Here is a 25,087-nt window from a genome sequence, read left to right as displayed (position 1 = left end):
CATTGTGTCGAGATCGTCACTTGCCTTTAAGGCTGCGTTCAACGGTTTCGCTGGCTTCGCGGTAGACCTTGATCTGGTGCGCGCGCAGCAGGGCATGTAGCGTTCCTTCAGTCGAGTCCGACGTAATCTTTGCGGACTCCAGCAGAGGCATGTGGCAGTCCACGCACTTTGTCCGGATTCTGGAGCCAAGGGCCACGTACCTTCCGCAGGCGCTCATCTCATGGCAACTCAGACAATGACGCGAGAAAGCATCCGCGTTCTCCTGTTTCTCATGAACATTGTGGCAGGTGGAGCACGTCATTTTGCTTGAGGTGAAGCATTTGCTCTGTTCCAGCGCGCCGACCTGGTTGCCATGCACGTCCGGCGGAGCGTCGGGAGTCGGGGGCTGAATCGCGAGGTAGTTGTGAACATCATCGCCCGCTATGAAGGTGAGGGGCGGCCGGGTCGGCTCGACGGCTCCCGCATGACAAAGCGCGCACAGGTCAAGTTGCCGGTCGCGTGTCAAGCGTGCAGGATTCACGATCATCTCACCGTGCTTGTCGCTGTGCGGCACGGCGACTGAGCGCTCGTTGGCAACATGTTGTGCGCCCGGCCCATGACAGCGCTCGCAGTTGATTCCGAGCACCAGGCTGCCCTTTTCAAAACGATTCAGCGGGGGAGCCAAAGAAGTGAAGTAGCTCGCGTGGCATTCCAGGCACCGGGGTACGATGGCGCGGTCAAAATGCACCTGCCCTGCCGGAAAGCCGGGGCTGATGACCCATTCGTGATTCCACGTCCAATACGACGCCGGCATCTCGTACAGCAGGTCGTCATGCCAGTATAGGTACGATTGTCCGTGACGTCCCGATCCAATCACAATGTCGAATCGTTCGGCCAGCCGGCTCTGATCCGCCAAATTAACTGCGCTCTGATAGAAGCCGTCGGGCGCGGCCACCATGTTCACAACGAGATTTGGATTCGAGGTATGTAGTACGTTGTGTCCTTGGCCGAAGCTGCCAATAATGTTCTTCGCCGTGGCCGGCCCGGAATCAAGGGCGTGCGGTGTGAGCCCGTAGAATTCCGACTCTTTGCGATGGCATTGCGCACAGGCTGCATCGCCTGCATACGAGCTGGGTGGCGGCGGCACGGCATGATCTGCTCCGGCATGATCTGCGGATGTCTGGGAGATGGTGACAGGAACCATGCCCAGCCATGCCAGCAACAGAAGAGCGGCTTTGCCCCATCCACGCTCAGTCTCGCCACGGTTCGTTCTTGAGCTGTCCAAGATTATGCGCCCTGACCGCCCTTTGTTCTGATGCGGCCCCTGAGATCATAAACAACTGCATCTCGACATTACCATTTAGCGCGAGAGACCGCCGATCTGCACGTGGTATAGGCTTAGTAGATTGCGCTGCTCCGACAAAAGGGTCTCACCAGACTCGTTGTGCAGAAGTTGTTCGCTCGCGATCAATTGCCGGAGATGCTGTATACATTGATTCCACTGCGCGTGAGCACAGCCAACTGACCCGCGCCAGAAAATATGGCATAGTCATTGGCGCTTGGCGAGGGATCTTTGACGTGCTCTCCGAAAAGACGCATTCCGTCGATAGCGCGATGAATATTGAACCCGGCTTCTTGCAGTTCGGCTGGATGGAATGTTTCGCCAGCTAGGATTGGCACATCAGCCTGAAAGACCCTCACCACAAATGCTCGTTTCGGATTTAGCTGCTCCGCGGTCTCGAGCCAGTGAATCAGGCATGATTTCCCGATCGAAATCCCACGTCGATTCGAATGTTAGCTATCGAACAGAACTTCTTCCCTGCAATCGGCTATTTTGACTCTGCGGCGTTCAGCTGCGCGCACGTCTCTAGGCACAACGAGAGGCCGAAAGTTCCGAGCGCAATTCTCAAAAGGGCGGCCTGTGACGTTTCCATTGACCAATCGTCTGCTTGAAGCGCTTCCTTCCGGAACCAGGTCAGAGCTTTTACTTCACCTTGAGCCGGTCGACCTTCCTGTCCACACCGTTTTGTTCGAGGCGGAAACACCTCCGCACTACGTCCATTTCATTACTTCAGGTATTGCTTCTACGGTTACGATCCTTTCCGCCGGTGAAGGGGTTGAGGTGGGATTCGTCGGGCGGGAAGGAATTGCGGAAAAGATCCATCTGCTAGGACCTCTAACGGGCACGTCACGCTGCTTCATGCAAGTGGCAGGAACTGGCCTGCGAATGGATTTCAATCGTTGCGAAGAAATGTTCGCAAAAGATGCGAATCTGCGGAGCGCAATTCTTCGACTCGTACAGCATGAGGCGCTGGTACTGGCTCAACTCGCTGCATGCAATCGAGTTCATCAAGTTGAAGAACGGCTCGCCCGGTGGCTACTCATGGTCCAGGACAGGACCGGCGAAACAGAGATGAGGTTGACGCAGGAATTCCTTGCGTACATGCTCGGAGCGCGCCGCTCAACCGTCAATCTCGCCGCAGGCAGTCTGCAAAGGTCCGGCCTGATTGAATACCGGCGATCGCGCATTCGTATCGAAAACAGGGAGCAGTTGGTCGAGGTTGCCTGCGAGTGCTATCCGATCATTCGGAGGTTGCTGAATGACGTTTTCCAAAACCTGAATCCGCGTTGAAATCTCTAAATTCAGAGGACGTCCTCCCCTCCTTGGCGCGAGTAAAGGCCTCGCTAGGGTCGGCTTCAACGCGTATCACGGAAAGGAACGTGTCTCTTCTTCATGAATGTCTCGAAGTGTCTGTGATGACATCGCGTGCGGCGCATCTAACCCGCAAGGTAGGGATGAGGAGCATCTCATGGCAAAGCGGGTTTCCGATCTGATTGTGGAAAGACTGATGGAGTGGGGTGTCGACACCATTTTTGGATATCCCGGCGATGGCATCGATGGGGTCTTCGAATCTTTGAGGACGCATCAGGATCAACTTCGTTTCATCCAGGTCCGACACGAAGAAGCCGCGGCCTTCGCCGCCTGCGGTTACGCCAAGTACACCGGCCGCCTCGGCGTCTGCTGCGCCACTTCGGGTCCGGGCGGCATCCACTTACTCAATGGGCTCTACGATGCCAAGTGCGACCATGTGCCCGTTCTTGCCATCACCGGTCACACATTTCACGACCTTATCGGCATGAACTATCAGCAGGACGTCGATCTCGACAAGCTCTTCATCGACGTGGCCGAGTTCAATGAGCGCGTGATGGGGCCTGCGCACGCCGTCAACGTGGTCGACATGGCTGTACGCACCGCATACGGCCGGCGCGGCGTATCGCATATTTGCATTCCCAAAGACATCCAGGAGTGGCCCGCGTCGGACAAGATGCGCAGCTCACCCAACATCAAAGGCCACAGCGGCGACTGGGAGCACCCACCCACGGCAGTTCCGGCAGGGCCTCTGCTGCGCGAGGCTGCCGAAGTCATCAATCACGGCTCCCGAGTCGCGATTCTCGTCGGACGAGGAGCCCTCAAAGCTCGCGAAGAAGTTGCTCAACTGGCAGAGGCTGTCGGCGGTCCGGTTATCAAGGCGCTGCTTGGCAAGGCCGTGCTACCCGACCGCAGCCCCTACACCACTGGCGGCATCGGACTGCTCGGCACCGCTCCGTCCGTTGATGCCATGGAAGAGTGCGACACCCTCATCATGATTGGCACCAGCTTTCCCTACATGGATTTCTTCCCGAAACCCGGCCAGGCAAAGTGCGTGCAGATCGAACTTGATCCTACGCGCGTCGGCCTGCGCTATCCGGTTGATGTCGCTCTTGTCGGCGATGCCAAGGCGATTTTGCAAGCGCTCCTCCCGCTCCTCAAAGAGAAGAACCACAAGTTCCTCAAGAAAGCCCAGGAACGCATGAAGACGTGGAACGAGTTGATGGAAGAACGGGGCACGCGCACAGACATGCCGATGAAACCGCAGGTGGTGACGCACACGCTCAACAAGCTGCTTGAAGACGATGCAATTGTCGTGACCGACAGCGGAACCATCACCACATGGGCGGCGCGTCACATTGAGATGCGCGGCACCATGCAGTTTTCCCTGTCAGGATCGCTCGCCACCATGGCCAACGGCCTCCCGTACAGCATCGCGGCCGCTATTGCGTACCCTGGTCGCCAGGTCGTCTGCGTCATCGGCGACGGTGGAATGGCTATGTTGATGGGTGAAATCGCGACGCTCGTGAAATACAAGCTTCGCGTCGCCGTCATCGTTATCAAGAACAACGTCCTCGGCCAGATCAAGTGGGAGCAGATGATTCTCGATGGCAATCCTGAATTCGGAGTTGAACTCGAGCCAATCGATTTCGCCAAAGTGGCCGACGCCTGCGGCGCACGCGGGTACACGATCGAAAGACCCGAGCATGCCGAAAGCATTTTGCGCGAAGCCCTCTCAACTGCCGGCCCCGTGGTGATCCAGGCTCTAGTCGATCCGCATGAGCCGCCCATGCCCGGAAAAGTCACCACCGAACAGGCATATAGATTTGCCAAGTCGCTGCTCCGCGGGCAAAAGGATGCAATCAAAATTCTGGAGACCGTTGCGGAAGATCAATTGCGAGAAGTGATCTGATCAGGGCACATATTAAGTGTGCTCATGCCTCTTGGGTGGCTGTGCAGCATGAGGGTCGGGCAGCAATGAGAACTCCACTTGTAATTGATAATCAACGCTCGGCTGAACCCGACCCTACCCGAGGAGGCAGCGGACCCGGCTTTATCGCTGGCCTTCTGTCAAAACTCGGTCCCGGTCTGGTGACGGGTGCATCGGATGATGATCCCAGCGGTATCGCGACCTATTCCCAGGTGGGTGCGCAATTCGGTTATACGCTGCTGTGGACGATGCTTCTGTCGTACCCGCTGATGGCGGCAATTCAGGAGATCTGTGGTCGCATCGGGCGTGTGACGGGCTGTGGACTCGCGGCCAATCTTCGCAAGAACTACCCCAAGCCCGTTCTTGTATTCGTGCTGTTGCTGATGTCGGCAGCCAACGTGTTCAACCTGGGGGCCGACATCGGCGCGATGGGATCGTCGGTGGCTTTGCTCGTTCCTCGAACTGCAACTCTCTTTACAGTCATTTTCGGCGTGTTCTCTCTTTTAACCGTTCTATTTGTTCCGTACACGGCGTATGCAAGATACCTGAAGTGGCTGACGCTCTCGCTTTTTGCATACATCGGCGTGGCCTTCCTGGTGCGCATCTCATGGCGCGAGGTACTGAGTGCGACGCTGATTCCTCGCATGAACCTTTCGCGAGAATCGTTTGTAGCGCTGATCGCCGTCCTGGGAACTACGATCAGTCCCTACCTGTTTTTCTGGCAGGCGTCGCAAGAGGCGGAGGAGGTAAAAAACAATCGCGGAGAAGAAGCACTGAAACGTGCGCCGTCCCAGGCTGGAAAGCAATTGCAGCGGATTCATGCCGACACAATGGTGGGGATGGCTTTCTCGAATGTAGTCGCGTTTTTCATCATCCTGACCGCTGCCGCTACCTTGCATGCGCACGGCGTCACGAACGTTTCCACATGCGCCCAGGCGGCTTCCGCCCTGGAACCGATCGCCGGTCGCTTCGCGGGCCTACTTTTTGTCTGCGGTATTGTCGGAACCGGTTTACTAGCCGTGCCGGTACTGGGGGCATCGGCGGCATATGGTATTGGCGAAGGCTGCAAATGGAACACCAGCCTGGAATATCAGCCACGCGAAGCGCCGCGCTTCTATGCGGCGATCAGCGCAGCAACCGTGATCGGTCTGCTGATGAACTTTCTTCACATCGATCCGGTTAAAGCCCTGGTCTGGGCCGCGGTTTTGAATGGACTCGTGGCCGCTCCGCTGATGGTGGTGATCATGCTGATGGCGTCAAGCAATAAGGTCATGGGCAAGTTCAAAGTCCCTCCCTATTTGCTGTGGACCGGCTGGATCGCCACGGCCACGATGGCCTGCGTCTGCGCCGGCGTATTTCTGACCTGGAAATGATAGGTAGGCCGTTCGTGCTCGCCAAGCTCAATCCTGGCCGAACACAGTGGCACGCTTCCCGCATAGGCCTGGAAGGTGGGCTGTCAAGCCGGGATGGGGGCGACCTCCGCAAGCCCGGGGCAAGGAATTCTACGGGGGCGCCGGGCTCTCTATACCCGCGGGATAGAGCCCCTTGGGGCTGAAATTGACACCCTGCGGGGCGGGATAGCGTTTACCTTGACTCGATCAGAGCAGAATTGTTTGATCTACGGCAACCCTGCGAGACGGCACTCAAATTCCTATTGACACCGATCTTTCCGCTGAATAATATAGCCCCTCGAACCAGTAAAGCGTTTTATCCTGCTGCCAACTGACTTCAGCAGTTTCCCCGGGTCCCCGAAAACTGAAGTCAGTTCTGATCACTTGCTGGAGACGTCTCCCCTAGGCGCTTCAGCTGAAATTTCGTAGCGAATTCAGGTATGAAGCGCAGGGCGAAGAATAGTTTTTCGACCCAGCTGTCCAATTGCAACCCGGGATATGCAATCGCTCAGATCGGCGACTAGGTTACGGTCGTCTCGAGCGCAGAAAAAAGCGGGGACGTACACCGCAGCGCATCGTCAGTGCACCAACTGCACTCGAACGCGGCGCCACAAGCAATGGAAAACCAGCTTCAAATGGAGAGTGACGCATGAAAGTGAATTCAGCGACACCAGCGAGATACAGATTGTTTGTGTTATCGCTCGTTCTGCTTCTCACCTGCCTGGCGGGACGCGCCCAGCAGAATTCAACAATCACGGGGACGGTCCTTGACAAGAACGGAGCTGCTGTTCCGGGAGCCGAGGTCACACTTACCCAGCAACAGACTGGCTTCGTGTCCAAAGCGACCAGCAACGACAGCGGCAACTTCACCTTCAACGGATTGAACGTCGGAACCTACGATCTCAAGGCCTCCGCGAAGGGCTTTGATGCGTACGTAGAAAAGGGAATCGTCGTTAACGTCTCGCAGACTACCCGCGTGGACGCGACACTCACTGTTGGCAGCGTAGACCAGACCGTAACCGTTCAGTCGGACGTCTTGACGGTACAGACAGATTCGAACGTCGTGAGTACGCTTGTCAGCGAAGAACAAATCACGGAAATCGCGACGGAGAACCGGAACTTTGCTTCGCTGGTCGCGCTCGGTCTCGGCGTCAGCTCCACTCTGCCGGACAACAACACGCCAACGTCAGTAGGTGCCAGCGCAAACATCAGCGTCAACGGTCTCCGCCAGAGCCACAACATCTGGTTGATCGACGGCGGTGAGGCCGATGATCGCGGCGGCGCCGGTGGCATCAGTATTTTGCCATCGCAGGATGCAATCGCCCAGATGGAAACTCTCTCCTCCAACTATCCGCCGGATTACGGCATCTCCTCTGGCGCCACAATCAGCCTTTCGCTCAAAAGCGGCACCCAGAGCTTCCATGGTGAAGCATGGGAGTTCAACCGCAACACCGCCTACAATGCAAACAGCTTCCAAAACAAGAACACGTCGGGAACCCCCACTAAGCGCGCGAAATTGAACTACAATATCTTCGGCGCCAATATCGGCGGCCCGCTTTTCATTCCTGGTTTCTACAACAAGGATCGGAAGAAGACGTTCTTCTTCTGGAATGAAGAATGGCGCAAGCTGATCCAGGGCAATCCTCCGAATCTTCAAAACGATTTGCCTGCGGCAGACTTCCCAACCGCCGGCCAAAACCTGGCGTACGTCTCGCCTGGCTTCGCCAGCTCACCGGTCGTCCTGAAAGTCCCGACCGTGGGCGACCCCGCATTCGCCGCGAAGTTGGCAACCAATTGCCCCACATGCGTGCAGGGCCAGCCTTTCCCCGGTGGTGTAATCCCTGCAGGCTTGTTCGACGCCAACGCCGTGGCATATCTGAGTTCCGGAATTGTGCCGAAGCCGAACGCGCCTCGAGACCAGTTTTTGGGTCAGGCAAGTCTTCCCATCAACGTGCGCGATGACGTTGCACGCGTTGATCATCGCATCAACGACAAGTATCAAATCCTTGCCCACTACATGCACGATTCTGTTTCGCAGGCGTTCCCTGCGCCGATGGTAGGTTGGTCAACCGGTAGCTGGCCGACGATCACCAGCACTCTGAACAACCCTTCAAACAGCGCTGCTGTCAAGCTGACTGCGACCATCAACCCCAATTTGCTGGTCGAAGCAAGCATGAACTATGACGGCAATATCATCGACATCGTCAACAGTTCCAAGGGCGCTTTGCCGTCGGGCTTCGCGGTCAACAAGTTCTTCAACAACGGCTCGAAGTCTGCTCCGAGTATGCAATGGAACGGCGTCTATGGCGGCGTTCAGGAGAATCCGGGTTCGGCTCCGTGGCACAACGCCGCCGGCGATCTCGAGCCCAAGGTGGACATCTCCTACACCATGGGCAAACACGCCTTGAAGTTCGGCGCCAGCTATAACCGCTACACCAAAAACCAGAAGCTCTTCCTCAATGCGGAAGGCAGCTATGCATTCTCGGGCGCAACCGGTGACTCCTTCATGGACATGTTGCTTGGCTTGTCCTCAAGCTATTCGGAGTCGCAGGCTGCACCGATCCGCCACTATGTCAACCAAACGCCATCGGCCTATGCGATGGATACCTGGAAGGTGACGCCTCGCCTCAGCCTGCAGATCGGTCTTCGTTATGACGCGCTGCCATTCGCCTGGGAGCGTTCCAACCAGGTTGCCAACTTCGATCCGGCGACTTATCTAACGGGGCAGGCTCCAACATGGCTGGTCAGCGGGTCCATGGATCCAAACGGGCCGGGCTTCCAAACTGTCAATGGCGGCCAGTTTTACTTGAACGGTGTTCACCTGGCTGGTCAAAACGGCACCCCCGCGGGACTGGTCAAGACCGACTACGACACCGTGCAACCCCGCGTCGGCTTCTCTGAAGACGTCTTCGGTAACGGCAAGACCGTACTGCGCGGCGGCTTCGGCACCTTCTACGAACGGCTTCAGGGCAACGACATTTACGATGTCGCCACCGCTGCACCGTTTGCCAACACTCCCTCAGCTAATACCGTGTACCTGAGCGATCCACACGTCAGCTACGTAACCGGCGCGGCGGCGGCCACACCGTTGTTCGCGCAGGGAAGCACCACTCTCGCCCAGAACTTCAGGGCGCCCGCGGTTGCCCAGTTCAGCCTTGGCGTTCAGGACCAGGTGGCTCAGTCGGTCATCCTGGTTGTTCAATATGTCGGCAATCTCGCTTGGCATCAGAACATTCGCCGGAACATTAACAACTACTCCTTGAACACTCCTCTCCTCGTGGGCAACAATCCCGCGTTCAATGTAAACGGCGGCCCTGCTACTGACTACCTGAAGTATTCGCGGGCCAATGCCGGTGACCCAAACAACAACTCGGGCACGAATCCGAACCACGCGAACATTCCCATCCCAGACCAACTGCGAGTGTTCGATGGCTTCGGCGGCATAACGGAGCAGGAGAACAACACCAACGGAAACTACAACGGATTCCAGACCGGACTCCGTATTCAGAACCGTTGGGGACTCAGCGGTGAAGTCGACTACACCTACTCGCACGAAATCGACATCACCAGCACCGACGACTCGGGCATCGACAATCCTTTCAACATTAAGTACATGAAGGGATCGGGAGGCTTCGATCGGCGCCACATCCTCAGCATGAACTATATCTACAAACTCCCCATCTTCAAGCAGCCGGGCTTCACTCACTCGGTACTTGGTGGCTGGGAAGTTGCCGGAACGATCATCGATGAGACTGGCGTTCCTACAACTCCTCGCACCTCGCTCAACTACGATACGATTGGCCTCGGCGGCGGCTATACGAACCGTCCGAATCAATCGGCCAAGGTGAAGAAGTTGGGAGGCTCCAAGAATGCGTTTGACACTTCTGCCTTCAGCAACCCGACTCCGGCATGGGCCGGCGGCCCCAACCAGGGCTTCGGCAGCGCGGGCAAAGACGCCATTCCAGGTCCGAACCGCGTGAACTTTACCACCTCGCTGTACAAATCGTTCGCGTTCACTGAAAGAGCTCACTTCGAGTTCCGTTTGGAATCGTTCAACACCTTCAACCACACCGAACCAAACGGCGTCGGAAATACACTCGGCAACTCGAATTTCGGAACGGTAACCTCGTTCTATGATCCGCGTGCACTCGAGTTGGGCGGTAAGTTCGTTTTCTAACCAGAACCAGTCATACAAAGCGCGGCAGGTTAGCCTGCCGCGTTTTGTATTTTGCGCGTAAATTTGGAGAATGAATTCGCCCGTGACGTCGATGGGAAAGAGAAGCTATTCCAAACTTGTATGCCCCAGCGTGGTCGCGATTGCGCTTATCTTCTTGCCCGTGCTTGTGGCGCAGGAACAAGATCGGTCTCAAGCGCGGTCGAATGCCTTAACCCTTGAGCAAAAAGGACTGAATGCTGACGCGGAACAGATTTGGATTGCCATTGCCAAGGCGGATCCGCAAAATGCAGAAGCCCTCGCGCATCTCGGATTGCTTGAAGCCCGTCAGGAACACTTCGAATCCGCGATTGAGAATTATCGCATGGCAATAGCAATCAATCCCGATCTGCCAGGTTTGCAGATGAACCTTGGACTGACGTTGTTCAAGGTTGCCCAATTTCCCGACGCCATCAAATCGCTTTCGTCCGAGATCAGGAAGCACCCGGGCGACCTTCGCCTTACCATCCTGCTGGGCATGGCGCACTATGGAATGAAGGACTACCTTGTCGCAATTCCATATTTGAAGCGGGCGACTGAGCATGACTCGCAGGATGTCGCTCTGCGATTGGCCTTGGCGCACAGTTGCATGAGGAGCAAGCAATATCAGTGCGTTCTCGATGCGCACCGGGAGATTCTTGCGCTGCAGCCCGCTTCCGCCGAGGCGGACATGCTGGCGGGCGAAGCCCTCAACCAAATGGGGGACAAGGCAGGCGCGACGAAAGAATTGCGGGCTGCGGTGGCATCAAATCCCGATCAGCCGAACGCGCACTTTGGGCTTGGCTATCTCTTATGGGCTGAGAACAAATGGCCGGAAGCGGCGAACGAATTCCAGTTGGAACTTCAGAAGGATCCGGGGAATCTGAAAGCAAGCATCTACTTCGCTGATTCGTGGGTCCGGCAGGGTGAGTTTGCAAAAGCACTCCCGGAATTAGAGAAACTCGCTCGCGGCAACGAGCCGAATCCCATTGTGGACCTTGATCTTGGCATCATCCACGGGAATAGTGGTCAAAACGAAGATGCGATTCGAGAACTCAAGAAGGCGATCGAATCTGATCCCGAGGACATTGAGCCGCATTTGCTGATTGCCAAATTGTATGGGTCGATGGGTAGAAAAGACGAAGCGAACGAAGAAATCGAACGGGCGGGAAAGTTGTCGCCCCGTAATCATCTATCTCTCGCGGAGATGATCGATTCGATTGAAACACCGGCTCCTTGATTGCTCGAATGAATCGATTCATTGCGCAATCGCCGGTCGTGTTGGTTGCACTGTCTAAGGACGAGCCGCTGATCGGCTACTCTCCGGCAGCCGAACGTCTGCATAGACTTTTATCCAGTGATTCCGCATCCTGGCGTGTACCACCTGTCCCGCCGTTTGAGAGACGATCACATTGGTCTCCTCGATAGGCATATGACAGTCAATGCATTTGTTCATGATCCGGTGACCCATCTTTTTGGACATGCCGCAGCTTTGCCAGTTGTGGCAGCTGAGACATTTGAGTGAATAGGACTCAGCGGATTGCCGAGTTGTATGAACGTCATGGCAGGTTGAGCAACTCATCTTCGCAGACGAGCGATAGCACTTGCTGCGCTGGAGTAATCCGACCTGATTTCCGTGAACATCCGGATGCTCTCCAGCAGGGGACGGAAGCGGTTTGAAATATTCACTCAGCGGCCGGCCCGGAATGTAGGAGAATGCCGGCGCCAGAGCTTCTCGCTGAATCCCATTATGGCATTCTGCGCACAAATCAACTTGCAGGTCTCGCGAAAAGTTTGCTGGATTCAAAATCGACGGCTCTTTTGCCTTGGTCTCCTGGCGCAATTCTTGCCGAACATGGTTTGCGCCGGGACCGTGACAGCTTTCACACGAGATGCCCGGTACCAGGCTTTTCCGGTCATATCGATTGGTTGCCGGGTTCGCGGAGAGGGTTCGAATATACGTCGCGTGACACTCCAGACAGGCCGGATTAACCGGGCGGGAAAAATCCGCGGTGCCGTCGACGTAGCCGGGGCTGTTGATCCATCGATGGCTGTCACTCCAATAGCTGACCGGCAATTCAAATAGTCGGTCGCCCTGCCAGTACAGGTAAGTCTGACCTCGCACCCCGGAACCGGTTATGAGATCGATCCGTTCAGTTCTTTGATAGACATCAGAGTCCCATCCGCTCCGCGCGGTTTCGAAGAGGCCATCCTTTTTCGACTCCATAAGAAACTGAAGTCCCGGTTCGGCAGACTCCTTTGTGTCAACGATGATCAGGGAATTGGCGCCATTTTGAAATGATCCGTGAACCGAACTAGAAGTGGGCAGTTGGGAGGTCAGGTGATGAGGAGTGAGATGGTAGTTTTCACCGATATCTCTATGACATTTCTGGCAACTCGCGTCGCCAGAATAGTCAGTTCGATCGGTCGTTGATTGTGTGTCTTTCGACGAGTGAAGGGCAACTGCCGGGCGCAGGATAAGGGAAGCAGCCAAAACGGGAAGAAAAACGACTTTGGCTCGGAACATTCTACGCGGCCCCCACTTGATGATACTGAGTACCGCATGAATATTGCTCAATCGCTGCTCCTATTTCCTGGCAGCGGTTGCTTCCTGCTTCATGAGTAGCTTCAGGTCCCGGGCCAACTTTTCGACCTCTTCGGCCTTTTTGAGCACAGTGAGGGAGAGACTCTCCTTGTAAGTGTTGGCCACCTCAGTTCGTAATTCGGCGGACAACTGATACAGCTTTTTTGTGTCCTCTTCAATCTGCGCCTGTCTGACTTCCTCTGCCGACGCCTCAGGGCGTGCTTCAGGTTTGGAATCGAGAGACGTTGGATGGCTCGATTGGGAAGCAGCTTTATCAGTCTGGAGCTTGGGTTCCGATGGAGTTGAAGAGGCCAGGGCCGCACTTGACTGGGAAAGCACTGGAAGCGCTAAGGCTGACGCGAGAACCACAGGCAAGAGCAGCCAGCGAATTAGCCTTGGTTTTTTGAGGTACTTCGTCATGCTTACTTCCTTTGAACAGCTGACCACGCGTGTTTGCGGACCAGCGAAAAGTGCCTACTGGGTCTTCATTTTCTCTTGCACGGTGTGAGCAAGCTTTTCGATCTTCGCCGCCTTGACGGCGTTGGCTGCCATAGACGTAGATGTCTTCTTCAAAACAATCTCTTGCTCAAGTTCCTGTGCCAGCAACAATATCTGATTGGACTCAAGCCAAATCTCTCGAGCGCGCATCTGATTCTCGATCGAGGCTGTTTCTCGCTTCTTCTGATCCCTGGGAGTGTCGTTAAGCTCCTGCTTCAAGTCAGGCGGACGAGGAGTTGGATTGGGAATGACTACGTGGTTCGGAGGAGGATTTTGACCAAGGGTTGCCGTGGCGCCCAGAATCAATGTACATAGAAACCCGCTTCTAGCGCCGATAACCGTGAAAGAACCTCGCATGAATCCTCGCTCAAATGCAATATAAACAGAGATTCGCATTCTCGGTCCAGACATTTCTTGAATGGCAAGATGCGGGTGCAACGGCGGGATCGGTGGACATTTCGCAGCGATATGGGGTTCATCCGCGCCTTCCATTTCTACTGGTTTCGAGAGAGACGGTGTTGGCAAATGTCCGCAATCGATTAACATCTCCCCAGAGGAACCGCGAGCCATGAACCAGGCAGAGATGATTGCGAAATGGGATGAGCACATCGGCTATGAGTTTTCGACACGCGACGTCTCTTCGACCATCGCGACCATGGTTGAGGACGCCTATGTCAACCACGTTCCAGTAATGACCGGCGGTTATGGCCATGCAGCCCTGCGCCGGTTCTACGCTGAAGACTTCATCTCGCTGATGCCGGCCGATACATCTATCAAACTCATCTCCCGGACGCTCGGCCAGGATCAACTGGTCGACGAGATGATCTTCTCCTTTACCCACACAGAGGAGATGCCCTGGATGCTCCCCGGTGTTCCTCCGACTCATCGACACGTCGACATTCCTCTGGTGGTGGTCGTAGGCTTTCGGGAGGGCAAGCTGGCGCATGAGCGGATCTACTGGGACCAGGCATCGGTGCTCAAACAAATCGGTCTGCTTACGGACTCGGCGCTACCTGTATTTGGAGCTGAAACCGCGCAAAAGCTCCTCGACCCGTCGATGCCTTAACAGGCTGCGGAAAAGGGAGTGATTACGGGTCAGCTTCCTCGAAAGCATCCCGCAGCGGCTAAGCCGACCTTGATTTCATTGGTTTTGTCGGCACGACTGAAGTCGCGCCCTTTCAAAACTGAGGCGCCGATTGAGTTTTTCCGCAGCCTGTTAAGTTGAGAGTGCGATCCGGACGGGACATTGTTCTGAGTTTGTATACTAGCGACACGCTTCCATCAGGAGGCCAGGGCAAGCGGCCGGCCGATACCCCACCCTGTGTTGTCGGATCGCTAAACGTCAGGAGCCATGTGGTCAACCAGCAGCTAATCGCATCCCTGGTCGTCAACTTTCCCTGCGACCGAATCCGCTCGCGCTTTCCTGCGCTCCATCAGGATCCAGGCTTGATTTTTTTCGATAATGGAGCCGGCGCGCAGATTCCTCAGGGAGTTTTTGACGCAATCAATGGTCATCTTCTGCATCGCAATGTGCAGCGCGGCGGCCGCTACGCCCGGAGCATGGCAGTCGACGCCACCATCGCGCAGGCCCGCGAGAGCGTCGCTGCCTTGATCAACGCGCGCAACTGCGACGAGATCGCTTTCGGCATGAACGCCACGTCGTTCCTCCGTCTGCTCAGCCTGGCGATCGGTCGCACCCTCGAGACCCGCAACGAGATCGTTGTCACGGACCTCGATCACGAAGCCAATATCGCCACATGGCTGCAGCTTGAGCGCGAAGGGGCAAAGATTGTCTGGTGGAGGATGCGTGAAGATAACAACCTTCACGTGGAGGATCTTGCCCCGCTTCTCACCGCGAAGACTCGCCTTGTGGCCTGTACCGTTGCCTCCCATGCGCTCGGTTCCATTGTCGATGTCACCGCCGTTGCGAAACTGGCGCACGCCGCCGGCGCCGAGGTGGTTCTCGATTGCGTTCATTACGCTCCTCACGCCCTCATCGATGTGCAGGCTTTCGATTGCGATTACCTCGTCTGTTCCGGCTACAAGATATTCGGTCCGCACATGGGTTTCATGTGGGGTCGACTGGAGCTTCTGAATGTTCTGCCAACGTTCCGCGAGGACTTTATTCCCGACGCTCCCCCCGGCAAGATTGAAGCCGGTACCTTCATCTTCGAGAACGTTGCGGGCATGGCAGCCGCCATTGCTTATCTGGAATCGCTCGGCGGAAGCGATGATGGTGAAAACGAAAACGCTGAACCCGCATCGCGGCGAGCCTCTCTCATTCGTGGCATGACTTCAATCCGCGATTACGAAGCCAAACTTTCTTTCGAGATGCTCGAAGTCCTGCGGGCTGCCGGCGCCGTTATTTACGGCATTGACGACAGCGCGCGCGTGGCTGAACGCGTTCCTACGTTTTGTTTCCGCCTGCCTGGCGTTGTGCCGGCGCTCGTCACCGAGACCATGTCGGACCGGGGTATTGGTATTCGTGATGGCCACATGTACGCTCCGCGCTTGATGAAGCGCCTCGGCGCGAGTCTCGATACCGGTGTCAACCGCGCTTCGCTCGTCCACTACAACACCCTCGACGAGATTCACGAGTTCGGGAAGGTACTCTTTGACATGGTTCGGGGGCGATAAACAAGATACTTCCGCCAGCGTGCCAATGGCTTTCATTCCCGCCGGCACGCGCAAGAGTTCACCCGAACTCAACCGCGCGCTCACGCAACGCCAGCTCACGATGATCACCATCGGCGGTGCGATCGGAGTAGGGCTTTTTCTCGGCAGCTCCGTCACTATCCGGCTCGCCGGGCCGGGCGTCATCCTTGCTTATCTCTTCAGCGCAGTCATCGCTCTCATTGTCGCTTACTCCATTGCGGAGATGGCTGTCACACATCCCGTCGCCGGTTCATTCGGCGTCTATGCGCAGACGTATTTGAATGAGTGGTCAGGCTTCGCGGTTCGTGTTACCTACGCCTTCGTTCAAATCCTGGCTATCGGCGCGGAGGTCACGGCGGTTGCAATTTACTTTTCTGTCTGGTTCCCGTCGGTTCTGCAATGGGTTTGGGTTGTTGGCGTCTCGGTGGGATTGGTCGCGGTCAATGGGCTGCGTGTCAGCAACTTTGGTGAATTCGAATACTGGTTTGCGATCATCAAGGTGATCACCATCGTGGCCTTCATACTCCTCGGCCTCGGACTGATCCTGGGCGTTGGCCCGGCGCGTGCCATCGGCTTCTCAAATCTCGCCTCGCACGGAGGGTTTCTTCCGCACGGCCTTACTGGAGTCTGGCTCGCCTTGAGCCTCACGCTCACCAGCTACATGGGCGTGGAAATCATAGGCGTCACCGCTGGCGAGGCGATGCAACCCGAAAAGACCATTCCTCGTGCGATGCGCACCGTTACTCTTCGGCTCATCCTTTTCTATGTTCTCTCGATCACCGTGATGCTCTCGATGACTCCGTGGAACACGATGGGCAGCGGGATCACTGGCAGTCCCTTTGTGCTCGCATTTGCGAAGGTCGGCATTCCCTACGCCGCAGGGGTCATGAACCTGGTGGTCATCACCGCCGCCCTCTCCAGCGCGAACACCAATCTCTATCTAACCAGCCGGACTCTGTTTTCTCTGTCGCATGACGGCTATGTCCCGAAGGCCCTCGGAAGCCTTGGCCGAAACGGCGTACCCTACGTCGCCCTGGTAGTGTCGACTGCCGGAATGGCTGCGGCCATCCTGCTCGCCATCTTCGCTCCCGGCCGTGCGTTCCTCCTCCTTTACGGCGTGGCCGTGGCCGGAATGTTCTTCGTCTGGATCGTCATCTTGTTCGCCCACCTGTCCTTTCGCCGCTCGATAGGACTAGCGCGCATCGCAATGCTGCCGATCCGCCTTCCTTTCTCGCCTTACGCGCAGATCGTGGCCCTCGTCTCCCTCGCTGCCATCGCCATCAGTACCTTTTATGTGGCGGGCCTGGAGTACTCGGTTCCGAGCTTCGTACCGTTCTTGATTGTGATTACAACTCTTTACTGGACGCTGATGCGAAGGAACCGAAGCATACGGCCAACATGCCGTCATTGATAGGTGGAGCGATTCTTCTTGACACGAAACTGAATACCTGTTTAGTCTATGCCTGTAGCAAAAAGGCCTATGACGGAAACTACTGCTCGCGATCTTTTTCCCGGCGCACTCGAAATGATGATCCTCGAGTCGCTGCGCCGCCAGCCGGCGCACGGTTATGCACTGGTTCAGCACATCCAGCAGCGATCGAACAACCTTCTGCAAGTGGAGGAGGGTTCGCTTTATCCGGCGCTCCAGAGACTGCTCAAGGCGAAGCTGGTGAAGGCGGAGTGGGGTGTTTCATCCACCAATCGCCGGGTGCGGACCTACCAGATCACGGCTGCTGGTCTCCGTCACCTCGAGCAGCAGATTTCGAGCTTTGAACGCATGTTTGAAGGCATTGCACTTGTCCTCAATCCGGGCAAATCTCCCGCCAGCTAGGAGCAGCCTCTCATGGACTGGATACCGAACATCTTCCGCCGCCGCAAGATCTATGACGACCTTTCTGAAGAGATGCAACTGCATCTTGAAGAGCGGGCCGAACAGTTGATGGCCGAGGGTCTGAGCCGCGAGGAGGCCGAACGGGCCGCGCGCCGCGCGTTTGGCAACAAAACGTTGCTGGAAGAACGCAGCCACCTTGTCTGGCAGTGGCCGACACTGGAGTCCATCTGGACCGACGTGCGCATCGCTGTGCGCAACCTGCGCCGGTCGCCCGGGTTCACGATCGCCGCGGTCTTGACGCTGGCACTGGCGATCGGCGCCAACGCCGTGGTATTCGGCGTATTGAACGCGCTGATTCTGCGGCCGCTCAACGTGCCTGATGCGCAAAGCCTTTACACGATTGAGCGCGGCAACAACAAGGACCAGGCAACTTCATATCCCGACTATCTCGATCTGCGCGATCGCAACCGCACCTTCGATGGTCTGACGGCCTATATTCTCAACGAGGTGGCGCTCGATACGGGCAAGAACCCATCCGAGGTCTGGGGCTACGAGGTGACTGGCAACTACTTCGACGCGCTGAAGATTCAGCCATATCTAGGCCGTTTCTTCCACGTCGCCGACGAGCATGGTCCCAACAGCGCACCTTATCTGGTGCTGAGCTATTCCTATTGGCACAGTCATTTTCAAGATGATCGCGGCATTGTGGGCCGGGTCGTCCAGGTGAACAGGCATCCGTACACCATCCTGGGCGTCGCTCCGCCGGAGTTCAACGGGACCTTGCTGTTTTTCTATCCGGATTTCTTCTTGCCGATGGTCAACCAGGAGGATGGGCCGAGTTTTCTGAACAATCGCGGACGCCGCAACATCTTCATGACGCTCGGACATGTAAAAGCAGGAGTCACTCCTGCGCAGGCCATTGCCGATCTGGACTCGATTGGGGCCTATCTGGAGAAGAGCTATCCCAAGGACGATGCCTACATGACCTACTCTCTGGCCCGCCCCAGCCTTATCGGCGACATGCTAGGGCCAGCGGTGAAGGGGTTCATGACGGGATTGATGCTGCTGGCCGGACTGATTCTGCTGGCCGCATGCGCCAACCTGGGCAGCCTGTTTGCCGCGCGCGCCGCCGATCGCTCCCGCGAAGTAGCCCTGCGCCTGGCGCTCGGATCGAGCCGAAAACGCATTTTGCGCGCGGTGTTTACCGAAGCTCTGCTGATTTCACTCGTTGGCGGCGTTCTGGGGCTTCTGGGTAGCGTCGCGCTTTTGCGCCAGTTGAGCATCTGGCAGCCGATTCCCGAATATCCCATGCACGTGCCCGTATACCCCGATGCGAATGTCTACCTGGTCGCGCTGTTTTTGGCTTTGGCCAGCGGATTCCTTTTTGGCGCGGTTCCGGTGAGGCAGATTCTTCGCGCCAATCCATACGAAGTGGTCAAGGGAGGATCAACCGGAATCATTGTGGGCAATACGGGGCGCCGGATCACTCTCCGCGATGTATTGCTCGTGGTGCAGATTGCCATCTGTGCGGTACTGGTGACTTCTTCGCTGGTCGCCTTGCGAGGCCTGGCACGCTCAATGCACAGCAACTTCGGGTTTGAACCCAAGAACACGATGCTGGTGGATACGACGCTCAGCATGGCCGGTTACAGCGGCGACAGGCTACACGCCATGCAGAGGCGCATGATCGATGCCTTGCAGACGATTCCCGGTGTGAAGACGGTGGGGTTTGTAAGTCAAATCCCGCTGGGTGGGGGCAGTTCGACTGCGGACGTCTTCACCGAACAGACGACGGAATTGAGGACGGCTAACGCCGCGGCAAATGTTGCCGTGTACAAGATATCTCCCGAATACTTTCAAGCGGCGGGCACATCCTTGCTGGACGGCAGAAGTTTTTCGTGGCAAGACGACAGCGATTCGCCGCGCGTGGGCATCGTGAATGCGCTGTTTGCACGCATGGTTTTCGGCTCAGCCAGCAACGCGCTGGGCAAGTATTACAAGACGGAAGATGGAGCGCGGGTGCAGGTGGTTGGAATCGCGGAGGACGGAAAGTACTATCAGATGACCGAGGATCCGCGGCCGGCGATGTTTCTGCCGTTCCTGCAATCTCCGACTGGGATGACAACCCTTGTGGTGCGCTCGGAACGCGATCCGCAACAACTGGCGACAGCTATCCGGAACAAGATTCGAGGAATGGATGACAGCCTGCCGATGTTCATCCAAACCTGGACCCGGGGCCTGGATCTGGCCCTGTTTCCCTCGCGCGTAGCGACGGTGGCGCTGGGAGTGCTCGGGCTGATGGGTGCAATGCTTTCGCTAACGGGCATCTTTGGAATGGCGGCGTACTCGGTGAGCAAGCGGCTGCGGGAGCTGGGAATTCGGTTGGCTCTGGGTGCGCAGCGGCGCGAAGTGTTAAAGGCTGCATTGGGGCGGTCCATTCGATTGCTGGCATTCGGTTCGGCGACAGGACTGCTCCTGGGAATTCTGGCCGCCCGGGTTCTTGCGTTCATTGTGTACACAGCCACGCCGCGCGATCCGCTGGTTCTGGGGGGCGTGGTTCTGGCCATGCTTTTGCTGGGCCTTCTGGCTATATGGATTCCAGCTCAGCGCGCTCTCTCGATCGATCCGATGATGCTGCTGCGCGAAGATTGAGTCGGCCGCAAATCTTCACTCTGCGCTGGCTGGTTCGCTCTCATCGAGAGATCGTGAACTTCGTCGCAAGTGTTGCCTCGGATGAACCACCGGCAAACACGGTATAGTTGCCCGGCTCAACGATCCACTGGTGATGCGTGCTCCAGACAGCAAGATCGCTCTGCTTCAGGTGAAACTCCACGCGCCTGGATTCGCCTGGCTTCAGGTGGACACGTGAGAATCCCATCAGGGCCCGATCCGGTGTTTCCACAGTGCCGACGTCGTGGTGCAGATAGAGTTGCGCGATCTCGTCGCCTTCCACGTTTCCGGTATTCGTCACTGTCACCGTTACAACAACATCGCCGTCTCTCCCATCGGGCGGCGCCTGAACTGATAGGTTGTCATACCGGAAAGTTGTGAAGCTCAAGCCAAATCCGAAAGGAAACTGCGGCTTCCGATCGCCATCTACATACTTTGTCGATTTCGACGGATCGAAGTTATAGAACGCCGGCAGCTGGCCGACACTCTTTGGAAATGTGATCGTGAGCTTTCCACCCGGGTTGTTGTCGCCAAAGAGCGTCTCGGCTACAGCCTGCCCGCCGAATTCGCCGGGGTACCAGGCTTCCAAGATGACTGGCACATGTGCCGCCGCCCAGGGAATTGTCAGCGGGCGACCATTTTCCAGAACCAAGGCCGTTGGTTTCCCGATCGCAACAATAGCTTCAAGCAGTTGCTCTTGATTACCAGGCAAATCCAGGCTCTGCCTGTCAGATCCTTCGCCGGAGATTCCCGGGTACTCCCCCAGCGCGAGGATAACGACTTCGGCTGCTCTCGCAAGGTCGACAGCTTTCTTGATGTCGGAGCCGTCATCCACTGCAATCGAAGCACCCTGCAACAGCGTACGCAAGCCATCGGCGATGCAGATGCGCAGTCCGTTCTTCTCATCCTCGTAGTCTCCATACCGAGCAACGGCTGCATTCGGCCCGATGAGCGCGATGCGCTTCAGAGTCTTCGGCAAGGGCAACAGTCGCCCATCGTTCTTCAGCAACGTCATGGACTCTCTGGCCGACTCGAGTGAGACTGCCAAATGTTCCTTGTCGCGTTTCACACGAGCAGTCATCGACGTGTCGACGTACGGGCGATCGAAAAGACCAAGTGCAAACTTTGCCCTGAGCACCGATGACACAGCGCGATCAAGGGCACTTGGGGAAAGCGTATGGTCCTGCATGCCCGACACGATCGCGTTCTGGAATTCTTCGTGGCTGAAGTCATAGAACTGCATGTCCACGCCGGCATTGATAGCCTGCACGATTGCATCCTTGGCGTTCGCGGCCGTGTGGTGATCCTCCCAGAGACGGCGGATCGCGCCGAGGTCAGAAAGCACAAAACCCTGGAATCCCCACTCTCCGCGCAGAATGGTGCTGAGGAGGTCTGGATCTGAAGCGACTGGTACGCCATCGATTTCGTGATACGCAGCCATAACGCCCATCGCGTGTCCTTCGCGAATCGCCGGCTCGAAGGACTTCAGCATGATGGTGCGCAGTTCGCGCTCGCCAATGTGCACCGGAGACGTGTTGAGTCCGCTCTCGGGAGAGCCGTGACCTACGAAATGCTTTGGTTCCGCAATTACGGAATGGTCACTGCTGAGCGATTCGCCCTGCGCGCCTTCCACATAGGCCAGACCGAGTTGTCCCGTTAGGTAGGGATCTTCTCCGAAGTCCTCTTCTACGCGGCCCCATCGCGGTTCGCGTGCCACGTCGAGAACGGGAGCCAACACCATATCCACACCTGCCGCCCGCATCTCGCTTGCGATTGCGGCCCCGGTACGTCGGGCAAGATCAGGATTCCAAGTCGCCGCCAAATTAATCGGAGCGGGAAAGACCGTGCCGTCGTTGTAGCCGTGCAGACCCTCTTCGATGAAGATGGCGGGAATCCCGAACCTTGAGTGCTCGATCGTCCATCGCTGAATCTCGTTTGACAGTTCCGCGCTCGGGTAAAGATCATGAATGCTCCCCACGCCGAGCGTTCCAAACAGCCTGTCTGCCTTGTTCGTTTGGAATTTCGCGTTCGCCGCCGCGTGCGTTTTGTCGAGAGCGTTGTCGACCAGGTCAGGCACCCCCGCGTACATGTCGAGCTGCCGAGCCTTCTCTTCGGCGGTCATGCGAGCGATCAAATCGCGCACACGATCTTCAATAGGCAGGTTTGGCTGCCTGAATGGCGCAGCAGAATCCGGGACGTGCGTCGGCTGTTGAGCGGCCACAGCGGCCGAGAGACAGAGAAGATAGCAGGCGAAATAGTGACGTCTCATGGGATCCTTCGAATGATACCGTTAATTTTCGCCCTTGGGCCTCAGCTGTAAGGGATGCTTGCGAACAACCTACTGTAAACCGGATCGTGTTGTGCTTCTGACCGATGGATCGGGGTGTGCCTTCAGCTATTCTTGAGAGTGCTCGTGGAATTGGACTGAACGAGGCGTCCAACTTTTCTGCCCGGAGATCAGATCGTGCCAGCGTCGATTGCAGTCAGAATGGTGCCACTGGGCAAAATTGGCCCAGTTGCCTGGCAAGCTGTATTCATAATCCTTTTGGCGATGGTCGCGGAGCGTGCATCCGCGCAGGTGGAGTACGTCGATCCAACCATTGGCAATGTCGGGATCCTGCTCGTGCCGACGCGTCCAGCCGTCTACATGCCAAACAGCATGATTCGGGTGTACCCGATTCGCGCAGACGCGATGGACGATCAGATCGAGTCCTTTCCTCTCACCATTAACTCCCACCGGATCCAGGAACTATTCAGCCTGATGCCCGGTGAAGATGGCAGGCCGGCTAGCTGGGACCAGGAAACGACAACGCCTTACTACTACTCCGTCCATCTCGGTGATGAGCGCATTCATACGGAGTTTTCGGCCACCGAGCGCTGCGGTTATTTCCGCATGACGTTTCCATCAGGAAACGCTTCCGTGGTGCTTGCGAACCGTCTCCCCGGCGAGCTGCACGTGCAGGCAGACGGCGCGGTCGTTGGCGAGGAGCGGTTCAACGACATGGCTGCGTTTGTCTATGGGGAATTCAGTTCACCCGTACAATCCAAGCTCGAGACCGCCGGCGACAAATCGCGCATGATTGTTTCAAGCGGGGGCTCCAAGGTTCTGGAATTTCGCTACGGCATTTCTTTCATCAGCGCTGAGCAGGCAAAGCGGAATCTCAGCCGGGAGATTCCAGCATGGGGCTTCGAACAGGTCAAAGATGCGGGAAAGAAGCGATGGAACGAGACACTCGGCCAGATAGCGGTTGAAGGCGGCACTGAGGCGCAGCGCAGAGTTTTCTACACAGCCCTCTATCGATGCTTAGAACGCATGGTCAATATCACCGAGGATGGGCGCTACTACAGCGCTTTCGATCATAGGGTCCATGAAGACGCGCGTCCCTTCTATGTCGACAATTGGCTCTGGGATACGTTTCGTGCCCTGGAGCCGCTCCAGACGCTGCTGAATCCAGAGATGGAAGCAGACAAGATCCAATCCTATGTCCGCATGTACCAGCAATCCGGCGTTATGCCAACGTTCGCTATTCTCACTGGGAACTACGCGTGCATGAACGGCAATCATGCCGCTCCATGGTTTGCAGATGCCTGGTTCAAGGGCGTGCGCAATTTCGATTTGCCGACTGCTTATGAGGGAGTGCGAAAGCGATCTCTCGACATGACGCTGCTTCCATGGCGTCTCGGCCCTAAATCCCCCCTCGATGATTTTTACAACGAGCACGGGTATATGCCGGCGCTTCGGCCGGGCGAGAAGGAGACATACCCGCAGGTCCATCCGTTTGAAAAGCGGCAACCTGTTCCTGTCACGCTCGAAAACAGCTTCGATGACTGGAACATCGCCCAGCTTGCGCGTGAATTGAAGAAACCAGACGACGAGCAACTCTTTCTCAAACGAGCCGCAAACTTTAAGAAGATTTTCCGCGCCGATAAGGGAATGATGTGGCCCAAGGACGACGAGGGAAAATGGATTGACCCTCTCGACCCGAGGTTCGATGGGGGGATGGGTGGACGCGACTACTATGACGAAAACAATGGGTACACCTACACCTGGGACGTACCGCAGGATTTCAATGGCCTGATCGCATTAATGGGCGGCGCACACAAAGCCGAGGAGAACCTGGATCAGCTATTCCGCGAGCCGTTGGGTCGATCAAAATATGAGTTCCAGGCGAAGTTCCCCGATTCCACATCCATGGTGGGGCAGTTCTCGATGGGGAATGAACCAAGCTTCGCCATCCCCTATATCTATAACCGTCTTGGCGCTCCGTGGAAAACTCAAAAGCGCACCCGCATGCTGCTGGAATCATTCTTCACAGACGAACTGCAGGGCATTCCTGGTGACGAAGACGGCGGCGGAATGAGCGCATTCGTAGTCTTTTCGATGCTCGGTTTCTATCCCGTCACCCCGGGTATTCCGGTTTACGACATAGGCAGCCCGGTTTTCGACAAGGCAACGATTCATCTGAAAAATGGGAAAGATTTCGTAATTCTCGCTCGCAACAATTCCCGCAACAACAAGTATGTGCAGAGTATCCGGCTGAATGGCCAGCAGCTGGATCAGGTCTGGTTTCAACATTCTCAGATCGCTGGCGGCGGGACGCTGGAACTCGTCATGGGCGATGCGCCGAACACGTCTCTCGGATCGACAGTCCCCGAGTTTCCTCCAGCATCCGCATCAGTAAAACCCGAACGATACGTCCACTAATA

17 protein-coding genes are annotated in these 25,087 nt (G+C 56.6%); 11 read left to right on the top strand and 6 right to left on the bottom strand.

Annotation, left to right across the window (positions count from 1 at the left end; translation table 11 throughout):
• Nucleotides 1-16: 16 nt before the first annotated feature.
• Nucleotides 17-1,264 carry a multiheme c-type cytochrome gene (locus VK574_RS04840; protein WP_472798676.1) on the bottom strand — a complete coding sequence of 416 codons (1,248 nt, stop codon included), beginning with the start codon at nucleotides 1,262-1,264 and terminating at the stop codon, nucleotides 17-19.
• A 182-nt stretch (nucleotides 1,265-1,446) separates the two neighbouring features.
• A complete protein-coding gene (locus tag VK574_RS04835; protein ID WP_472798675.1) occupies nucleotides 1,447-1,659 on the bottom strand; it encodes a hypothetical protein in 213 nt (70 codons plus the stop codon).
• Between the two features lie 547 nt (nucleotides 1,660-2,206).
• Here VK574_RS04835 and VK574_RS04830 point away from each other — a divergent pair.
• The 5 genes from VK574_RS04830 to VK574_RS04810 all read left to right on the top strand — a co-directional run bounded on the left by VK574_RS04830 (nucleotide 2,207) and on the right by VK574_RS04810 (nucleotide 11,382).
• A complete protein-coding gene (locus VK574_RS04830; protein WP_472798674.1) occupies nucleotides 2,207-2,611 on the top strand; it encodes a Crp/Fnr family transcriptional regulator in 405 nt (134 codons plus the stop codon).
• A 178-nt stretch (nucleotides 2,612-2,789) separates the two neighbouring features.
• Nucleotides 2,790-4,541 (top strand): thiamine pyrophosphate-dependent enzyme, encoded by a 1,752-nt coding sequence (locus tag VK574_RS04825; RefSeq protein WP_472798673.1) that lies wholly within the window; start codon nucleotides 2,790-2,792, stop codon nucleotides 4,539-4,541.
• Nucleotides 4,542-4,606: 65 nt separating this feature from the next.
• Nucleotides 4,607-5,932, top strand: a complete 1,326-nt coding sequence (locus VK574_RS04820) for an Nramp family divalent metal transporter (RefSeq protein ID WP_472798672.1) — start codon at nucleotides 4,607-4,609, stop codon at nucleotides 5,930-5,932.
• Nucleotides 5,933-6,599: 667 nt separating this feature from the next.
• Nucleotides 6,600-10,127, top strand: a complete 3,528-nt coding sequence (locus VK574_RS04815; RefSeq protein WP_472798671.1) for a TonB-dependent receptor — start codon at nucleotides 6,600-6,602, stop codon at nucleotides 10,125-10,127.
• A 70-nt stretch (nucleotides 10,128-10,197) separates the two neighbouring features.
• Entirely contained in the window at nucleotides 10,198-11,382 is a 1,185-nt protein-coding gene (locus tag VK574_RS04810; protein ID WP_472798670.1) for a tetratricopeptide repeat protein, read from the top strand.
• 54 nt (nucleotides 11,383-11,436) lie between these two features.
• Here the strand turns inward: VK574_RS04810 and VK574_RS04805 are convergent, their stop codons facing one another.
• Genes VK574_RS04805 through VK574_RS04795 form a run of 3 tightly spaced genes read right to left on the bottom strand, consistent with a single transcriptional unit; the run spans nucleotide 11,437 to nucleotide 13,716 of the window.
• Entirely contained in the window at nucleotides 11,437-12,720 is a 1,284-nt protein-coding gene (locus tag VK574_RS04805) for a multiheme c-type cytochrome (RefSeq protein WP_472798669.1), read from the bottom strand.
• A 9-nt stretch (nucleotides 12,721-12,729) separates the two neighbouring features.
• The gene (locus VK574_RS04800) at nucleotides 12,730-13,146 is read right to left on the bottom strand and encodes a hypothetical protein (protein WP_472798668.1); all 417 of its coding nucleotides are present in this window, start codon (nucleotides 13,144-13,146) and stop codon (nucleotides 12,730-12,732) included.
• A gap of 54 nt (nucleotides 13,147-13,200) precedes the next feature.
• Nucleotides 13,201-13,716, bottom strand: a complete 516-nt coding sequence (locus VK574_RS04795) for a hypothetical protein (protein ID WP_472798667.1) — start codon at nucleotides 13,714-13,716, stop codon at nucleotides 13,201-13,203.
• 76 nt (nucleotides 13,717-13,792) lie between these two features.
• Here VK574_RS04795 and VK574_RS04790 point away from each other — a divergent pair, with 76 nt between their 5' ends.
• The 5 genes from VK574_RS04790 to VK574_RS04770 all read left to right on the top strand — a co-directional run bounded on the left by VK574_RS04790 (nucleotide 13,793) and on the right by VK574_RS04770 (nucleotide 20,362).
• The gene (locus VK574_RS04790) at nucleotides 13,793-14,290 is read left to right on the top strand and encodes an ester cyclase (RefSeq protein ID WP_472798666.1); all 498 of its coding nucleotides are present in this window, start codon (nucleotides 13,793-13,795) and stop codon (nucleotides 14,288-14,290) included.
• 287 nt (nucleotides 14,291-14,577) lie between these two features.
• A complete protein-coding gene (locus VK574_RS04785) occupies nucleotides 14,578-15,861 on the top strand; it encodes a cysteine desulfurase-like protein (RefSeq protein ID WP_472798665.1) in 1,284 nt (427 codons plus the stop codon).
• Between the two features lie 25 nt (nucleotides 15,862-15,886).
• Nucleotides 15,887-17,290 (top strand): amino acid permease, encoded by a 1,404-nt coding sequence (locus VK574_RS04780; protein ID WP_472798664.1) that lies wholly within the window; start codon nucleotides 15,887-15,889, stop codon nucleotides 17,288-17,290.
• Nucleotides 17,291-17,359: 69 nt separating this feature from the next.
• A complete protein-coding gene (locus VK574_RS04775) occupies nucleotides 17,360-17,710 on the top strand; it encodes a PadR family transcriptional regulator (RefSeq protein ID WP_472798663.1) in 351 nt (116 codons plus the stop codon).
• 12 nt (nucleotides 17,711-17,722) lie between these two features.
• Nucleotides 17,723-20,362: an ADOP family duplicated permease gene (locus VK574_RS04770; protein ID WP_472798662.1), complete on the top strand. Its 2,640-nt coding sequence runs from the start codon at nucleotides 17,723-17,725 to the stop codon at nucleotides 20,360-20,362.
• 40 nt (nucleotides 20,363-20,402) lie between these two features.
• Here the strand turns inward: VK574_RS04770 and VK574_RS04765 are convergent, their stop codons facing one another.
• Nucleotides 20,403-22,649, bottom strand: a complete 2,247-nt coding sequence (locus VK574_RS04765; protein ID WP_472798661.1) for a glycoside hydrolase family 3 N-terminal domain-containing protein — start codon at nucleotides 22,647-22,649, stop codon at nucleotides 20,403-20,405.
• Between the two features lie 195 nt (nucleotides 22,650-22,844).
• Here VK574_RS04765 and VK574_RS04760 point away from each other — a divergent pair, with 195 nt between their 5' ends.
• Nucleotides 22,845-25,085, top strand: coding sequence for a GH92 family glycosyl hydrolase (locus tag VK574_RS04760; protein ID WP_472798660.1), 2,241 nt, complete (start codon nucleotides 22,845-22,847; stop codon nucleotides 25,083-25,085).
• The last annotated feature ends 2 nt before the right edge of the window (nucleotides 25,086-25,087 follow it).

This window comes from Occallatibacter sp., assembly GCF_035317045.1.
Lineage (GTDB): Bacteria > Acidobacteriota > Terriglobia > Terriglobales > Acidobacteriaceae > Telmatobacter.
Note: the sequence above shows the minus strand (reverse complement) of the source record. Positions and strands in the feature narration are given on the sequence as shown.

What these genes read in the sequence shown, in the direction of transcription:
- VK574_RS04830 (WP_472798674.1), top strand. Translation starts at nt 2,207, where the DNA reads ATGGATTTCAATCGTTGCGAAGAAATGTTCGCAAAAGATGCGAATCTG.
- VK574_RS04825 (WP_472798673.1), top strand. Translation starts at nt 2,790, where the DNA reads ATGGCAAAGCGGGTTTCCGATCTGATTGTGGAAAGACTGATGGAGTGG.
- VK574_RS04820 (WP_472798672.1), top strand. Translation starts at nt 4,607, where the DNA reads ATGAGAACTCCACTTGTAATTGATAATCAACGCTCGGCTGAACCCGAC.
- VK574_RS04815 (WP_472798671.1), top strand. Translation starts at nt 6,600, where the DNA reads ATGAAAGTGAATTCAGCGACACCAGCGAGATACAGATTGTTTGTGTTA.
- VK574_RS04810 (WP_472798670.1), top strand. Translation starts at nt 10,198, where the DNA reads ATGAATTCGCCCGTGACGTCGATGGGAAAGAGAAGCTATTCCAAACTT.
- VK574_RS04800 (WP_472798668.1), bottom strand. Translation starts at nt 13,146, where the DNA reads ATGACGAAGTACCTCAAAAAACCAAGGCTAATTCGCTGGCTGCTCTTG.
- VK574_RS04795 (WP_472798667.1), bottom strand. Translation starts at nt 13,716, where the DNA reads ATGGAAGGCGCGGATGAACCCCATATCGCTGCGAAATGTCCACCGATC.
- VK574_RS04790 (WP_472798666.1), top strand. Translation starts at nt 13,793, where the DNA reads ATGAACCAGGCAGAGATGATTGCGAAATGGGATGAGCACATCGGCTAT.
- VK574_RS04780 (WP_472798664.1), top strand. Translation starts at nt 15,887, where the DNA reads ATGGCTTTCATTCCCGCCGGCACGCGCAAGAGTTCACCCGAACTCAAC.
- VK574_RS04775 (WP_472798663.1), top strand. Translation starts at nt 17,360, where the DNA reads ATGACGGAAACTACTGCTCGCGATCTTTTTCCCGGCGCACTCGAAATG.
- VK574_RS04770 (WP_472798662.1), top strand. Translation starts at nt 17,723, where the DNA reads ATGGACTGGATACCGAACATCTTCCGCCGCCGCAAGATCTATGACGAC.
- VK574_RS04765 (WP_472798661.1), bottom strand. Translation starts at nt 22,649, where the DNA reads ATGAGACGTCACTATTTCGCCTGCTATCTTCTCTGTCTCTCGGCCGCT.